Below are 15,866 nucleotides of genomic sequence, written 5' to 3'. Positions count from 1 at the left end.
TTATTACGGCATTGGCACGTCAGAACAATTTCTGAGAGGTGGATCCGTTGAGTATAATGATCTTAGCGACGATTTCGACGACTCAAGAGAATAAATGACGTTTAAGCCATGAAACAAGCTAAATTCCGGCAAAAGACGGGTTTTTACGGGCGTATTTAAAGTGATAATCATAAGATATCTGGTTCGGGAAACGCTCAAAAGCCAACTTGCGATCCTATTCATCCTGCTTTTGATCTTCTTTTGTCAAAAGTTAGTCAGGATCCTGGGTGCGGCTGTTGACGGTGATATCCCGGCGAATCTGGTGCTCTCGCTGCTGGGGCTGGGCGTGCCAGAAATGGCGCAACTTATCTTGCCCTTAAGCCTCTTCCTTGGGCTGCTAATGACGCTGGGCAAACTGTATACCGAAAGTGAAATTACGGTCATGCACGCCTGCGGGCTGAGCAAGGCTGTGCTGGTAAAAGCGGCGATGGTGCTGGCGTTGTTTACCAGTATCGTTGCGGCAGTCAACGTAATGTGGGCCGGACCGTGGTCCTCCCGGCATCAGGATGAAGTGCTGGCGGAAGCAAAAGCGAACCCCGGCATGGCGGCGCTTGCTCAAGGGCAATTCCAGCAGGCAACGAACGGTAGTTCGGTGTTGTTTATCGAAAGTGTTGATGGTAGCAGCTTCAAAGATGTGTTCCTCGCGCAAATCCGCCCGAAAGGTAACGCCCGTCCTTCGGTGGTTGTGGCTGATTCCGGACATCTGACTCAGTTGCGTGACGGCTCTCAGGTCGTGGTGCTGAACAAAGGTACGCGTTTTGAAGGGACCGCGCTGCTGCGCGATTTCCGCATTACCGATTTCCAGGACTACCAGGCGATTATCGGCCATCAGGCCGTGGCGCTGGATCCCAACGATACCGACCAGATGGATATGCGCACACTGTGGAATACCGACAACGCTCGGGCCCGTGCGGAGCTGCACTGGCGTATCACATTGGTATTCACCGTATTTATGATGGCGCTGATGGTTGTCCCGCTGAGCGTGGTTAACCCGCGGCAGGGTCGCGTGCTGTCCATGCTGCCAGCCATGCTGCTCTATTTGCTGTTCTTCCTGGTGCAGACGTCGCTGAAGTCGAACGGTGGCAAAGGTAAACTGGATCCGGTGTTCTGGATGTGGGTGGTAAACCTGGCCTATCTGGCGCTGGCGATTGTGCTTAACCTCTGGGATACGGTGCCGATGCGCCGCTTGCGTGCCCGTTTTATGCGTAAAGGAGCGGTATAATGCAGCCCTTTGGTGTACTTGACCGCTATATCGGTAAAACCATTTTTACCACTATCATGATGACGTTGTTCATGCTGGTGTCGCTCTCCGGGATCATCAAGTTTGTCGACCAGCTGAAAAAAGCCGGGCAGGGGAGCTACGATGCGATGGGCGCCGGGCTGTATACCCTGCTCAGCGCACCGAAAGATATCCAGATCTTCTTCCCGATGGCGGCGCTGCTGGGTGCGTTGTTGGGGCTGGGCATGTTGGCCCAGCGCAGTGAACTGGTGGTGATGCAGGCTTCCGGCTTTACCCGTATGCAGGTAGCGTTGTCGGTGATGAAAACCGCGATTCCGCTGGTGCTGCTGACGATGGCCATCGGGGAATGGGTGGCACCGCAGGGTGAACAGATGGCGCGTAACTACCGTGCGCAGCAGATGTACGGCGGCTCGCTGCTCTCTACCCAGCAAGGACTGTGGGCGAAAGATGGCGACAGCTTTGTTTACATCGAGCGAGTGAAAGGGGACGCCGAATTAGGCGGAATCAGCATTTACGCCTTTAACGACAAGCGTCGTTTGCAGTCCGTTCGCTATGCCGCCAGCGCGACGTTTGACCCGGAGCAGAAGGTCTGGCGTTTGTCGCAGGTGGATGAGTCCAACCTGACCGACCCGAAACAAATTACCGGTTCGCAGACGGTGAGCGGCACCTGGAAAACCAACCTTACGCCCGACAAGCTCGGCGTCGTGGCGTTGGATCCTGACGCGCTGTCGATTAGTGGTCTGCATAATTACGTGAAGTACCTGAAGTCGAGCGGCCAGGACGCCGGACGCTACCAGCTCAATATGTGGAGCAAAGTGTTCCAGCCGCTGTCAGTGGCGGTCATGATGCTGATGGCGCTGTCATTTATCTTCGGCCCGCTGCGTAGCGTGCCGATGGGTGTGCGTGTGGTGACGGGGATTAGCTTCGGTTTTGTGTTCTATGTGCTGGACCAAATCTTTGGCCCGCTGACGCTGGTGTACGGCATTCCGCCGATTATCGGCGCGCTGCTGCCAAGTGCCAGCTTCCTGCTGATTAGTCTGTGGCTGATGCTGCGTAGGTCGTAATCACAGTAAAGCGCAGTGCCTGATGGCGCTGCGCTTATCAGGCCTACCAGGGCCTGTAGGCCGGATAAGGCGTTTACGCCGCCATCCGGCACAGTAACACGGACACTAGCGTTTTCTCCCGCCCATCAAACTCCCCAACATGCCGCGGATTATCTGATTAGTGACCTGTCGCGCCGCGCTTTTCGCCACGCTCTGTACCACGCCATCGCGCTTGCCGCCGCGCGGTCCTGTGCTGCCAAACAAAATATCCTTCAACCCACCGAGAATACCGTCGTCAACCTCGACCGCTTTACCGTTGGCGGGAGGCGTATTTTGCTGCCCGGTGCTGGCTTGCACGCCTTGCTGTAAACGCTCATAGGCGGATTCGCGGTCGACCTCTTCCTCATATTTTCCGTACAGCGAAGAGTGATTAATCAGCCCGTTGCGCTCATCGTCCGTCACCGGCCCCATGCGGGAGCAGGGCGCAATCACCATTGCCCGCTCCACCACCGACGGGCTGCCTTTGGCGTCCAGGAAGGACACCAGCGCCTCGCCGGTGCCCAGCTCCTGAATAGCTTTCTCGGTATCAAACGCCGGGTTGGCGCGCATGGTTTGCGCCGCGCTTTTCACCGCTTTCTGATCTTTCGGCGTGAACGCGCGCAGGGCGTGCTGCACGCGGTTACCCAACTGACCAAGCACGTTGTCCGGAATATCCGACGGGTTTTGCGAGACGAACCACACGCCGACCCCTTTCGAGCGGATCAGGCGGATCACCTGTTCGATTTTATCCAGCAGCACCTGCGGGGCATCGTTGAACAGCAGATGCGCTTCATCAAAGAAGAACACCAGTTTTGGTTTTTCCAGATCGCCTGCTTCCGGCAGCTGTTCGTACAGTTCGGAGAGCATCCACAGCAGGCTGGCGGCGTACAGTTTGGGCATCTGGTAGAGCTTCTCGGCGCTGAGGATGTTGATCATCCCTTTGCCGCTGGCGTCGGTTCGCATCCAGTCTTTGATATCCAGCATCGGTTCGCCAAAGAAGTGCGCCGCGCCCTGTTGTTCCAGTGACAACAGTCCGCGCTGGATAGCGCCCACCGAGGCGCTACTGATGTTGCCGTACTGGTTCTGGAACGATTTAGCGTTATCGCCGATGTACTGCGTAATGGCCCGCAGATCTTTGAAATCCAGCAGCAACAGACCCTGGTCATCGGCAATACGGAAGATAATATCCAGCACGCCGGACTGCACGTCGTTGAGATTCAGCAGACGAGCCAGCAGCAGCGGCCCGAGATCAGATACCGTGGCCCGCACCGGGTGACCCTTTTCGCCAAAGATATCCCACACGGTGACCGGATTGGCATGCGGTTGCCAGTCGGTAATGCCGATGTTTTTCAGGCGGGCGAGCAGCTTTTCAGAGGATTGGCCTTCCTCGGCTACGCCGGTTAAGTCACCTTTCACATCGGCCATAAATACCGGTACGCCAATCCCGGACAGCGATTCGGCAAGCTTTTGTAACGTGACGGTTTTGCCGGTCCCGGTCGCGCCGGTAATCAGCCCGTGACGGTTGGCCATGCCTGGCAGTAAAAACAGTTCAGTGTCCGGCGTGCGGGCAATTAGCAGGGGTGCGCTCATTGAGATTTCCTCCATTTATCCTGCCTGGAGTATAGGCAATGTCCATCAAAGAGAGTATGCGATGGCGAGAGAAAATGACTTAAAGCGTATTGCCGTGATAAATCTGATACCCAAGATCCACGGTGTTGTGGTTATGGTCGTTGTTCTTGATTTTGCTCAGCAACATCTGCGCCGCCATGCGGCCAATGTCAAAACGCGGGGTGATCACGCTGGCGAGGCTTGGGATCATCTGCCTGCCCATTTCCAGCCCGTGAAAACCGGCAATTGAGATCTGCTCCGGAACGGCCAGCTCGCGCTCGCGGCACAGCAACAGCGCGCCCATCGCAATATCGTCGTTGGTGCAAAACACGCCGTCTACATCCGGATGCGCAGCCAGCGCGTCCCGCATCATCTGGGTGCCAAGATGAATGGACGAAATAGCGCGCGGATTGACGCGCAGCGGCACCAGACCCCGACGCGTCATGGCATCGCAGTAGCCGCGATAGCGTTGTTCATCGCGGACGTCGTCTTTCGAACCTAGGTAGAGGATTTTGCGCCGCTGGCGTTTATCCAGCATGGTGCTGACCATATCAAACGCCGCCTGACGGTTATCGAAACCTACTTCCATGTCCAGACGATCGCCCTGAATATCCATCAGCTCGACTACCGGAATGTTGGCTGAACGCAGAAATTTAACTGTGCGCAGAGTGTGATATTTCTCGGACAAAATAATGCCGTCGATATTGTACGACAGCAGGTTAATCACCGACTCTTCCTCTGATTCCCGGTCGTAATTGTAGTTGGCGATCAGCGTCTGATAGTTATGGTCCGAGGTGACTGACTCAATACCGGCCAGAATATCTGCGAACAACTGGTTTTGAAACGAGGGGATCAGCACGCCGAGCGTGTAGCTTTGCGCGTTCAGCAGCATCGCGGGCGCGCGGTTGGGGATGTAATTAATCTCCTCCATAATCTGCGCGATGCGTTCACCGGTTTCCTTTGCGACCTTTTTCGGCGAGCGAATGTAGCGGCTCACCGTCATTTTGGTCACGCCCGCCAGCGTGGCGATGTCTTGCAAAGAAATTCTGTGGTTCCTCATTTTCTCTCCAGTGCCGGGGAGCGCAGACCTGTGCTCCCCGGTGATGACCGTCTTAATGCAGGATGGCGTTCAGCGCCAGAACCCCCAGCAGCCCCATAATGGAAATCAGTGTCTCCATGACCGTCCATGTGCGCAACGTTTCCCCCACGCTGAGATTAAAATAGCCTTTAAACAGCCAGAATCCCGGATCGTTAACGTGGGAGGCAATCACGCTGCCCGCGCCGGTAGCCAGCACCATCAGCGCCGGGTCGGCATGCGTGACGTTGATAATCGGCAGCACCACGCCTGCGGTGGTGATCGCCGCCACGGTGGCTGAACCGAGCGCGATGCGCAGCAAGGCGGCAACCGTCCAGCACATCAGCAACGGAGAAAGCGACGTGCCGGTCATCAGGTGCGAGATATATTGCCCCACGCCGCTGTCGACCAGAACCTGCTTAAACGCGCCGCCCCCGGCGATGATAAACACAATCATCGCGATTGCGCCGATAGAGTCGCCAATGATATCCATAATTTGCTCGATCGTACGCCCGTTACGTCGACCAAGGGTAAAAATGGCGAGCACGATAGCGATAAACAACGCGACCGCAGGGTTACCGATAAACTCAAAGAACACCCGCACGCTGTTGGTCTTTGGCAGCGTAATTTCGCACACGGCGGCGACCGCCATCAGTATGACCGGGATAACCGCCGCAAAGATACTGTTCCAGAACGACGGCATCTCTTCTTCGGTGAACAGATGCGGGTTGAATAACCCTTCCGGCGGCGCTTTCTCAAAGCGGGTCAGCAGCTTAGAAAACAGCGGCCCGGCGACAATCACCGTCGGGATAGTAATAATAAAGCCGTACAGCAGGGTGGTGCCGAGATTGGCCTCAAAAATGGTGGCAATCGCGGTCGGCCCCGGGTGAGGCGGCAGAAAACAGTGGGTCACGGACAGCGCGGCGACCATCGGTACGCCAACATACAGCAGCGGCAGGCCGGACGAGGCCACCACCGTAAACACCAGCGGTAGCAGCAGAACAAAGCCGACTTCGAAGAACATCGCCAGACCGACAACCAGACCGGTGATCACCAACGCCCACTGCACGCGCTTTTTACCGAATGTGCCAATCAGCGTGGTGGCGATGCGCTGGGCCGCACCGGTATCGGAAATCAGTTTGCCGAGCATTGCGCCGAAGCCGAGGATCATCGCCAATCCGCCGAGCGTGCCACCGATCCCGTTTTGTATTGAGTGCAGAACGGCCTGTGCATCCATCCCTTCGGCAAAACCAACGACCGCCGCCACCAGGACCAGAGCAATAAAGCCGTTAACTTTAAAGCCAATCATCAGGACCAGGAGCAGCGCGACGCCTGCCGCAATTATTATTAATGGCATAATCGTTTCTCTTATATCCCCGTCATCCTTCAAGCTGCAGGTGTGTTGGCTGCAACTCGAATTATTCAGGGGGGAGCCAAAAATGCAGCGCCTGGGCGCTGCGTGATGTTGCGTTGTGTGGTATCAGACGGCGACCAGCATGCCGCCATCGACAAACAACAGGTGCCCGTTAACAAAATCGGATGCTTTAGAAGAGAGGAATACCGCCGCGCCGATCAGCTCCTGCGGATCGCCCCAGCGCGCGGCTGGCGTACGTTTGCACAGCCAGGAGGTGAAGGCTTCATCCTCTACCAGCGCTTTGGTCATTTCGGTTTTGAAGTAGCCCGGCGCGATCCCGTTGACCTGGATATTGTGGCGTGCCAGCTCAACACACATCCCGCGGGTAAGCATTTTTACCGCGCCTTTGGAGGCGGCGTACGGCGTGATGGTGTCGCGGCCCAGTTCGCTCTGCATGGAGCAGATGTTGATGACCTTTCCGGCCTGACGTTCCACCATGCGACGCGTTACCGCCTGGGAGACCAGGAATACCGCCGTCTGGTTAACGGCAATCACATCGTTCCAGTCCTGCTCCGGGAACTCGGTAAACGGATGGCGACGCTGGATACCGGCGTTATTCACCAGCACATCAATTTGGCCAATGTCTTTTTCGATATGGTCGATGGCGGCGTCAATGTCCTGTTTATGCGTAACATTGAACGGCGCGGCCACGGCGCGGATCCCTTCCTGCTGCAGTTTGGCGACGGCGGCCTCCGCGCGCTCCGGCGTAATGTCATTGACGATAATCTGCGCGCCATATTTACCCAGCCCGGTCGCCAGTAAATAACCAATACCCTGGGCCGAACCGGTGATCAGAATATTTTTGCCGTCCAGTGAAAAAAGATCGTTCATCATGCTATTCCTTATTTTATGTCTTCGAAAACGAGCTGGACCTTCGCCGCCTGGGTTTTATCCCCGGCGAAGATCAGCGCCTGTTCGAGGTCGGTAAACGGATATTCGGCGCTGAGTAACGGCAGCGGATCGATAACGTTATTCGCCAGCCACGACACCGCGGTGTTGAACTCGGTGGTAAAGCGGAATGAGCCTTTGAGCGCGATCTCTTTGCCGATCAGCATCATCATCGGGAAGTCCGGCACCGCGCCGCCCATGCCGACCTGCACCATCACGCCTTTCGCGCGGGTCACTTCCAGACAGGTGGTGATTGAGGACGGGTGACCAGAGACTTCAAAGCTGACGTCGAAGTAGCCTTTCTCTTTTTTCCACGCGTCGAGCGAGTCCTGCTGCGGGTTAATCAGCGTGTCGGCTCCCATTTGTTGCGCCAGCGAGAGCGAACGTGAACTGATATCCGCACAGACGATTTCTGCCGCGCCGAGCGTTTTTACTGCGCTGACGATGAGGCAGCCGATAGGCCCAACGCCGGAGATAAACACGCGCTTGCCCTGCAGGTCGCCCGCTTCATGCGCGGCGTGGATTGCGACCGCCAACGGTTCGGCAAAGGCCATGACTTTTTCATCGGCCTCCTGAGGGTAGGGGATGCACTGCGCAGTATCGACGGTTTTAAACTGAGTAAAGCCGCCGTCGACGTGGGGAAAATACATGGCGCTGCCAAAAAAGCGCATTTCCGTACACTGGTTTTCTTCATGCTGCAGACAGTATTTGCAGTGACCGCAGGGCTTCGACGGATTAATCGCCACCGACTGACCTTCATGTAATTCTGTTGAATCGCTGTGCACTACTATACCAATAACTTCATGGCCTAAAATCATCGGCGCTTTAACGGTAAAATTACCGACTTTGCCTTCCTGATAATAATGTAAATCGGAACCACAAATTCCCCCGCGGGTAATTTGTACCAGCGTTCCTTTATTATTCCATTCTATATTTTGGTCGGTAATGGCAACAGTTTTCTTACCCGCGACAACGCAGGATTGGGTTTTGACTTGCATAAATGCCTCACTGGTCAGGTAGTAACCTCGGCAGCATTTAAACGGTTTTAATTGTTATTATTTGTGACGCAGATCACGCTGAGAAATTGTTACACTACAATGTTACGCATAACGTGATGCGCCCTGTAAATCTGCTCAGTCGCGGCGAAAAAAGGTGAATTCTGTAATGTGGAAGGCGTAGTATCGCGCCATGGAATATGAATCTGGAGTTTTTTCAATGGCCGGGGAAAGTTATATTTTGATGGGCGTTTCGGGAAGCGGTAAATCTTTAATTGGCAGCAAAATTGCCGCAATGTTATCGGCTAAATTCATTGATGGCGACGATCTCCATCCCGCTAAAAATATTGATAAAATGTCTGACGGTATTCCATTAACCGATGAAGACCGACTGCCGTGGCTAGCGCGATTAAATGACGCCTCATACAGTTTATATAAAAAGAACGAGACCGGGTTTATTGTCTGCTCGTCATTAAAAAAACAGTACCGCGATATATTGCGTCAGGGCAGCCCGAATGTGCATTTTCTGTGGCTGGACGGCGACTACGAGACTATTCTGGCGCGCATGCAGCGTCGGGCAGGGCATTTTATGCCAGTGGGATTACTCAAAAGCCAGTTCGACGCGCTGGAGTGCCCGCAGGACGATGAGAAAGATATTGCCCGCATCGACGTGAACCATGACATTGAACATGTGACGGAACAGTGCCGCCAGGCGGTGCTCGCGTTTCGTAACGGGCAATAAGCCCAGCCCCTTGCGGGACTGAGCCCGGCATCAGAAGTCGGCTTTCAGCACCACGCGGTAGCGGGCCTTGCCGTCACGCACATGCTGGATTGCTTCGTTAATTTGCGACATCGGGTACAGCTCGGTGGTAGGCGACACCTTGCTGCGCCCGGCAAACTTCATCAGCTTGCGCAGCTCGAATGGCGTCCCGGTCGCCGAACCGGAGATGCTGCGATCCCCAGCAATTAAGGTAAATGCCGGCACCGGCAGCGGCTTCAGCACCGCGCCGACGGTATGGAAGTTTCCGCCGTAGGCCAGCGCTTCAAAATAGGGCTGCCAGTCGAGATCGACGTTAACCGTGTTAATAATGAGATCGAACTGGCCCGCCAGCGCTTTTAGCGCATCCGGATCGCGGCTGTTGACCACCTTATCCGCCCCCATCGCCAGCACTTCCTGCTCTTTCGCCGGATTGGAGCTGAATGCGGTCACTTCGCAGCCCATCGCGTGTAACAGCTTAATGGCGATATGCCCCAGGCCGCCGATACCGATCACCCCGACGCGGCTGGTGGCGGTGATATGGTGCATCAGCAGCGGTTTGAACACGGTGATACCGCCGCACAGCAAGGGGCCAGCCGCCGCCAGATCAATGCTCTCCGGTAGCGGGATCACCCACTGCCAGTCGGCTCGCAGCTTCTCGGCAAAGCCGCCGCGATTGAGAATAGTAGGAACGGACCCTTCCAGGCAGTTAATCTGATTACCGCTGATACAGGCGTCACAATGTCCGCAGCTGCGCGCCGTCCAGCCAATACCGACGCGCTGACCAACCTTCAGACCCTTATCCTGCGCCGCGCTGCCGAGCGCTGCCACGCGACCAATCACTTCATGCCCGGCAACCAGCGGATACTGAGAGAACCCCCATTCGTTGTCGATCATCGACAAATCGGAATGGCAGATACCGCAGTAATCGACCTGGACTTCGACATCTTCCGGCTTGAGCTCGCCCGCATCATATTCATAGAGTTCGAGTTCGCTGCCTGCTTCTTTGGCGGCGTAGCTTTTTATCATCGACATCGTGTTTCCCTCAGTGTGGTGTTGAACTGGAAGTGTAGAGCATGGGGAAACGGGACGCTTCGCAGAAGGGGGGATTAAGAAGCGGGCAAACTGTGATGAGGGTTACAGCTAAGAAAGGTAATGCTGAAATTTTCAACACTTAGCAGGCCAGACACACGCTGGCGCTTGCATGGCGGCGCACGACAGGTATAATCCACAACGTTTTCCGCATCCCTTCCGTGCCGGAGTGGCGAAATCGGTAGACGCAGTTGATTCAAAATCAACCGTAGAAATACGTGCCGGTTCGAGTCCGGCCTTCGGCACCAAAAGTATGTAAATGGACCTCAACTGAGGTCTTTTTTTATGTCTAAAATCCAGTATTTATCTACCTTTCCCGCTATATTAGCTCTCTCAAGGTCAACCGACATCAACGTACATCTACCAACAGATGTTGGTACAGATGATGGTATTTACGGTTCGATAATGCTTGTACCAACAGGGAGGGGATCAGCATGGCGTTAACAGATATCAAGGTCAGAACAGCCAAGCCAACGGATAAGCAATACAAACTGACCGATGGCGGCGGTATGCACCTACTTGTCCATCCTAATGGTTCTAAGTACTGGCGTTTGCAGTACCGTTATGACGGCAAGCAAAAGATGTTGGCACTTGGGGTTTATCCTGAAATCACACTGGCGGATGCCAGAGCACGTCGAGACGAAGCGCGTAAGCTGCTAGCGAATGGCGTCGATCCGGGAGACAAAAAGAAAAATGATAAGGTTGAACAGAGTAAAGCACGAACCTTCAAAGAGGTGGCGATCGAGTGGCATGGCACCAATAAAAAGTGGTCTGAAGATCACGCCCATCGTGTGCTAAAAAGCCTGGAAGATAATCTCTTCGCAGCGCTTGGTGAGCGTAATATCGCTGAGTTAAAAACTCGCGATTTATTAGTGCCCATTAAAGCCGTAGAGCTGTCTGGACGTCTTGAGGTTGCAGCTCGTCTTCAACAGCGCACTACGGCCATCATGCGGTATGCGGTCCAAAGTGGGTTAATTGATTATAACCCGGCACAAGAGATGGCTGGGGCGGTTGCTTCCAGTAATCGACAACATCGTCCGGCGCTGGAGTTAAAACGCATCCCTGAATTACTTCAGAAAATAGACGGCTATACCGGCAGGCCGCTAACCCGCTGGGCAACGGAACTTACTCTGCTTATCTTTATTCGCTCCAGTGAGCTGCGTTTTGCTCGCTGGTCAGAAATCGATTTTGAAACTTCAATGTGGACCATCCCGCCTGAGCGAGAGCCTATTCCTGATGTGAAACATTCTCAGCGAGGTTCAAAGATGCGTACACCGCATCTGGTACCTCTTTCAAAGCAGGCGCTGGCGATCCTGAAGCAGATAAAACAGTTCTGTGGTGAACATGAGCTGATTTTTATTGGCGATCATGATCCGCGTAAGCCAATGAGTGAAAACACTGTAAACAGTGCGCTACGGGTGATGGGATATGATACTAAGGTTGAGGTTTGCGGCCACGGCTTCCGCACAATGGCCTGTAGTTCGTTAATTGAGTCAGGACTATGGTCGAAGGATGCGGTCGAACGTCAGATGAGCCATATGGAACGCAATTCGGTGAGGGCGGCGTATATCCATAAAGCGGAACATCTGGATGAACGCAAGTTGATGTTGCAGTGGTGGGCGGATTTTTTGGATGCAAACCGGGAGAAGGGGATTACGCCGTTTGACTACGCGAAGACCAATCGGGGTAATACCAAGTGAATTGCTTGTTGTATCTGTTTAATTAACCCTAATCGGCCAGCCTTACTGGAGAGGCTGGTTGATGATTTACTGGGAGTATTGCAATTAGAGGTATTCTACATGCTCAAGAAGGTAGATGCGCTGCCAGAGCTCATCTTCGCGTGTGAAAGGATTTGTTGATTAATTCTAATTTATCAATCTTTTACGCGATCATAATACTCGATGATTTGCAGTGCAACGGCAGCAATTTGCACCGCTTCCTCCCTGCTGGTACCGGCTGCTTTACCACCAAAACGATCATGGAGGACAGCTTGATGAAACTCTCCCACCTCTTCCCCGAGAATCGCTCCCCAGATAAAAGGATCTTGATTACGGTCTGCCCCCCATTTGGCATCCTGCCGTTGCATTTCTGCTAGCACGTCAGACAGGGCTTTAGTGTCTTGATGTTTACCTTTCATGTTTCCCTTACGAATCTGCCATTTTAAGTCCATCATTAACATTAAATATGTGCAGAGTCCATTAATTCGATACATCTCATTTTGTGAATGAGCGTTGAGTTTGCTATAAACGTAGCAACCAAGAAAAATAAAAGTGGATAATTTTGTTCATTACCTTTCAAAGCAAGAAGTTAAGGGCTATTTGCGAGAGTATGCACGAGGCAAATGAGATCTTTGGTGACAAACTGGCATCAAGACTACGCTCGCGACTTTCCGATCTTTCCGTGACCGACAATATATTACTGTTGCCAGTAGGTTCGCCGGAGGTACGCTTTGAGGATGGGGAAGAGTGTATTACAATTACTCTTTTCGGTGATGTAAAAATGGGGTTTGTCTGTGGGAATACAATTAAGCCCAAAAATCAAGACAATACAATTAACTGGTCCCGAGTCAGCCGGATACGGTTAGTGTTCATAGGTGACGTGAAATGATGGTTACGCAGGACTTCCAGCCTGACTGGGTATCTCCACCCGGTGATACGATTATAGATCTAATGGATGAACATGGGCTCTCTGGTGAAGAACTGAGTAAGAGGATTGGATTGTCTCTTATCCGGGGTCAGCAACTTCTTGAAGGAAAAATCCGACTCAATGAGTCTCTGGCTTGTAAGCTTGAGGAGTTATTCAGCGTATCGACAGATTTCTGGATCAAGCGCGAAGACGCTTATCGCCAGCAAATTGAATACCTCGAGAAAGTGAATAGTGATTGGCTCGAATCATTGCCTGTACGTGATATGATGGAGTTTGGTTGGATCCCCAAAACTACAACTCGGGAAAGTAAATTCAGTCACTGCCTGTCGTTTTTCGGAATAAATTCCGTGAATGATTTTTTCTATAAAATTCAGTCAGATGCTCCTTTGGTCGCTTTTCGTAAATCTCTTAATCTGGCAACTGAGCCTGTGGCCGATTTGGTGTGGCTGACTAGGGCTGCACAACTTACCTCAAATCAAAACTGTGCAGTATGGGATAAAGAGGTGCTGCTAGCATTGTTGCCAGAGCTGCGCAAAGCTACAAATGAACCCGACATGGGGATTTTTATCCCTTACATTCGCGACCTTCTCGCCACTGCTGGAGTTTCTCTCGTTGTGTTGCCAACACCAAGGGGGTGTCGGGCAAGTGGTGCTACCTGCTTTTTTACACCAGATCGCGCTACCCTAGTCATGAGTTTCCGCTATCTGACCGATGACCATTTTTGGTTTACGCTGTTTCACGAGATTGGGCATCTTATTTTGCATGAGGCTGTCCGAGTTCGCGTAGAAGGTAAAGATGGTCTTTCGTCGGAAGAGGAAAAGGAAGCTGATAAATTTGCCGTTGATGTTCTTATCCCAGAAGAATACCGGCAGCAGCTTGGTCGCTATGGTGTCCGGCACTGGAAAGAGATCATCCGGTTAGCTAGGAAAATGGGGGTATCCAAAGGGATCGTGCTGGGATATTTGCAGCACGAAGGTAATATACCCTTTTCTCACCTTAATCGGTTTAAAGTGAGATTCCGTAAAGAAGATATCGTCTGATATCAGCCGCCGAAATAGACATAACGGTCAGGTGATTTCTGCCAGTTGCACAACGCATCTTCAATGACCTGCATTCTCAAGTAGGGTGCAGGTATAATTGCCGCAAGGTCAGCCAGTTTTTCATTCAATACGTCTATTGTATCACCAGCAGTCCGGCTATTGCTGAAAAGTAGCCGGCTTCCTTGAAGGGGACCTGTTGCTCCATTCAGAAAGGCATGACCCGGCTCTGCATCCAGAAGTCCAGTTTTCTTAAGCATAGTTAGGTAATCAAATTTTGCGGTTCGTCCAAATGAGATCACAGCATTTAGCCCTGAATACAATAGTTCGAATAAAGATTCGGGTGAAGATGAAAAGCTCTTGGCCTCTGCAAACCTAGCCTCATGACTATGTGTGGCGCCAATAAATCCTATATAAGAGCGAAAAACCGCAGGTATTGAACGACGAGAGTGATATTTCTTCGTTTCATATTTCCGGTGGTTGCCATACTGTCTTAGGCTGCTGTTTGCTGTCAGCTCATCAGAGACGCTGGCGAACCATTGTTCAAAAGCAGTAAAGTCATCAGTTATCGTATCCCATGTCCACGTTTGTGTACCGAGTCCACTGTATATATCTCGACACAAAATCCAGCCGGTTTTGTTACTCTTGCCGAAATGTGTGGCAAGGAAAACCAGCCAGCAGGCTTCGTCGTAATTGTTGTCACGAAAATGAAGGCAGGCAGCACGGAGAGGATCAAAAATATCAGAATTCGGCTCTTTTCGTAATGGAGTCATATAATCAGTCCGTAATGCAAGAGTTTCCACATAGCGTATACGACGTATACTGTCGATAATCTGACAGGCTAAAACATCAAAGCAGGCGGGAGAGCTTAGGCCATTTAGGTTGTGTTCATTGCGACTAAAATTTTGCAAACTAACAACCAACTGACTAATTTGATTGTGTCTTTTCATTGTAATTTTCCATCAAAAATAAATCGATATTCCTGATTTTTCATTGCAGCCAACTCTTGGAAGGCTAGTTCTTTGTGGTTAGATGTACGTGAGCGTAACAAAAAGTGGATTTTTAAAATACGCAGTAAATCCTTCCAGTAGTCATTCAAAGAAGTAGTGTCAATATCAAACTCCTTATTCTCTCGAAGAGCTTTTTCTGCCTCAAGCAGGGGTAAGATATCATCTAAGGAATGCATTTCAGGCATCGATCCCATGATTGGTAGAGTGCTCATGAACCCCTCTTTCTGAAGTGCCTCCACTTTTTCTAAATCATTTTTATAGAGATGTAGACTGGATACGAAGTGATGATAGTGGCCCAATTCGCATCCTATCAAGCGGGCGACTAATTCCTGTAGCATCGTGAAAGCAAATACATCATGGGGCAACCCCATAAAGGCATCGTTAGAACGCATACAAACAAATAGATGCAGCTCCTCACGTCTGACAATAAACTGCATAGATATTGTACAAGGAATATCTGCGTATTCTTGCTGTTCAGTTTTTGAGGGCACTAAGTCTGAAGCATCGAAAAGCTGTATTACTGCACGTCTGGTAGTCTTTTTCTCCTGCAAAAGGTTGATGACATTTTTCAGCTGATTATATAAACCGCGCATATTAAATAATCGCGGGCCATAACCACCATGTATTTTTCCGTCTGACTCAGCGGATTCAGCGTAACGTGGTATGAAGTGTTTGATAAACTCGAGATCGTTCTGAGCTGAGAGGTACCACAGTAATTCACCTAAGCAACTAATTAGTTTTCCTCGGGATTCTGTTCTGCTTATTCTTCGGCGAGGGTCGGTAAGGACAAGATAGGCACCAAGAATCTCTAGAGTTGATCCTTTTGTAGGATCGTTACTGAGTCCATCTGCTAGGATAGCTTGATGAACATCGTTTATCAGATCGTCGACACACTCAGCCGTTACCAAAAGGGTCATTTTCTGCCTTTTCCTGTATGGTTGTAACAAATCATTACCACCTGTACGGCATATAGTCAATATAGT

Annotated in this window: 15 protein-coding genes, 1 tRNA gene and 1 pseudogene; 8 read left to right on the top strand and 9 right to left on the bottom strand. The window is 51.9% G+C overall.

Annotation, left to right across the window (positions count from 1 at the left end):
• Positions 1-47 precede the first annotated feature (47 nt).
• From SK32_RS26450 to SK32_RS26740, 4 genes and pseudogenes are all read left to right on the top strand, one after another.
• Positions 48-98 (top strand): hypothetical protein, encoded by a 51-nt coding sequence (locus SK32_RS26450; RefSeq protein ID WP_212723231.1) that lies wholly within the window; start codon positions 48-50, stop codon positions 96-98.
• Between the two features lie 62 nt (positions 99-160).
• Positions 161-1,261, top strand: a complete 1,101-nt coding sequence (gene lptF / locus SK32_RS13150) for an LPS export ABC transporter permease LptF (RefSeq protein ID WP_048212825.1) — start codon at positions 161-163, stop codon at positions 1,259-1,261.
• Positions 1,261-2,343, top strand: a complete 1,083-nt coding sequence (lptG, locus tag SK32_RS13145) for an LPS export ABC transporter permease LptG (RefSeq protein ID WP_048212824.1) — start codon at positions 1,261-1,263, stop codon at positions 2,341-2,343. The genes lptF and lptG overlap by 1 nt, the downstream gene beginning before the upstream one ends.
• A 15-nt stretch (positions 2,344-2,358) precedes the next feature.
• A pseudogene (locus tag SK32_RS26740) lies at positions 2,359-2,437 on the top strand (hypothetical protein); the annotation flags it as partial.
• Between the two features lie 11 nt (positions 2,438-2,448).
• On the opposite strand, the gene SK32_RS13140 reads toward SK32_RS26740, so the two are convergent.
• From SK32_RS13140 to idnD, 5 genes are all read right to left on the bottom strand, one after another.
• Positions 2,449-3,951 carry a helicase HerA-like C-terminal domain-containing protein gene (locus tag SK32_RS13140; protein ID WP_048213481.1) on the bottom strand — a complete coding sequence of 501 codons (1,503 nt, stop codon included), beginning with the start codon at positions 3,949-3,951 and terminating at the stop codon, positions 2,449-2,451.
• A gap of 79 nt (positions 3,952-4,030) precedes the next feature.
• The gene (gene idnR / locus SK32_RS13135) at positions 4,031-5,029 is read right to left on the bottom strand and encodes a DNA-binding transcriptional regulator IdnR (protein ID WP_048212823.1); all 999 of its coding nucleotides are present in this window, start codon (positions 5,027-5,029) and stop codon (positions 4,031-4,033) included.
• 52 nt (positions 5,030-5,081) lie between these two features.
• On the bottom strand, positions 5,082-6,401 hold the full coding sequence (gene idnT / locus SK32_RS13130) for a gnt-II system L-idonate transporter (protein WP_016155581.1): 1,320 nt from the start codon (positions 6,399-6,401) through the stop codon (positions 5,082-5,084).
• A 123-nt stretch (positions 6,402-6,524) separates the two neighbouring features.
• Entirely contained in the window at positions 6,525-7,289 is a 765-nt protein-coding gene (idnO, locus tag SK32_RS13125; RefSeq protein WP_048212822.1) for a gluconate 5-dehydrogenase, read from the bottom strand.
• Positions 7,290-7,300: 11 nt separating this feature from the next.
• The gene (gene idnD, locus SK32_RS13120) at positions 7,301-8,344 is read right to left on the bottom strand and encodes an L-idonate 5-dehydrogenase (RefSeq protein ID WP_048212821.1); all 1,044 of its coding nucleotides are present in this window, start codon (positions 8,342-8,344) and stop codon (positions 7,301-7,303) included.
• Positions 8,345-8,561: 217 nt separating this feature from the next.
• Between idnD and idnK the strand changes: the two genes are divergently transcribed.
• Positions 8,562-9,083: a gluconokinase gene (idnK, locus tag SK32_RS13115; protein WP_048212820.1), complete on the top strand. Its 522-nt coding sequence runs from the start codon at positions 8,562-8,564 to the stop codon at positions 9,081-9,083.
• Between the two features lie 30 nt (positions 9,084-9,113).
• Here the strand turns inward: idnK and ahr are convergent, their stop codons facing one another.
• The gene (gene ahr / locus SK32_RS13110; protein ID WP_032937718.1) at positions 9,114-10,133 is read right to left on the bottom strand and encodes an NADPH-dependent aldehyde reductase Ahr; all 1,020 of its coding nucleotides are present in this window, start codon (positions 10,131-10,133) and stop codon (positions 9,114-9,116) included.
• A 220-nt stretch (positions 10,134-10,353) separates the two neighbouring features.
• On the opposite strand from ahr, the gene SK32_RS13105 reads away from it, so the two are divergent.
• Both SK32_RS13105 and SK32_RS13100 read left to right on the top strand, forming a co-directional pair.
• Positions 10,354-10,438: transfer RNA gene (locus SK32_RS13105), tRNA-Leu, on the top strand.
• A 186-nt stretch (positions 10,439-10,624) separates the two neighbouring features.
• Positions 10,625-11,890, top strand: coding sequence for a tyrosine-type recombinase/integrase (locus tag SK32_RS13100; protein WP_048212819.1), 1,266 nt, complete (start codon positions 10,625-10,627; stop codon positions 11,888-11,890).
• Between the two features lie 173 nt (positions 11,891-12,063).
• Here the strand turns inward: SK32_RS13100 and SK32_RS13095 are convergent, their stop codons facing one another.
• On the bottom strand, positions 12,064-12,327 hold the full coding sequence (locus SK32_RS13095) for a MazG-like family protein (RefSeq protein ID WP_048213480.1): 264 nt from the start codon (positions 12,325-12,327) through the stop codon (positions 12,064-12,066).
• A 466-nt stretch (positions 12,328-12,793) separates the two neighbouring features.
• On the opposite strand from SK32_RS13095, the gene SK32_RS13085 reads away from it, so the two are divergent.
• Complete coding sequence (locus SK32_RS13085) at positions 12,794-13,876, top strand: ImmA/IrrE family metallo-endopeptidase (protein ID WP_048212818.1); 1,083 nt, start codon at positions 12,794-12,796, stop codon at positions 13,874-13,876.
• 2 nt (positions 13,877-13,878) lie between these two features.
• Here the strand turns inward: SK32_RS13085 and SK32_RS13080 are convergent, their stop codons facing one another.
• Together SK32_RS13080 and SK32_RS13075 are read right to left on the bottom strand one after the other, a co-directional pair.
• A complete protein-coding gene (locus SK32_RS13080) occupies positions 13,879-14,823 on the bottom strand; it encodes an alpha-glutamyl/putrescinyl thymine pyrophosphorylase clade 3 protein (protein ID WP_048212817.1) in 945 nt (314 codons plus the stop codon).
• Positions 14,820-15,800, bottom strand: a complete 981-nt coding sequence (locus tag SK32_RS13075; protein WP_048212816.1) for a thymidylate synthase — start codon at positions 15,798-15,800, stop codon at positions 14,820-14,822. Before SK32_RS13075 ends, SK32_RS13080 begins: the two co-directional genes overlap by 4 nt.
• Positions 15,801-15,866 lie beyond the last annotated feature (66 nt).

It is taken from the genome of Citrobacter sp. MGH100 (assembly GCF_001034465.1).
Classification (GTDB): Bacteria; Pseudomonadota; Gammaproteobacteria; order Enterobacterales; family Enterobacteriaceae; genus Citrobacter; species Citrobacter youngae.
The sequence above is the reverse complement of the archived record's forward strand: the minus strand, read 5'-3'. Positions and strand labels throughout refer to the sequence as shown.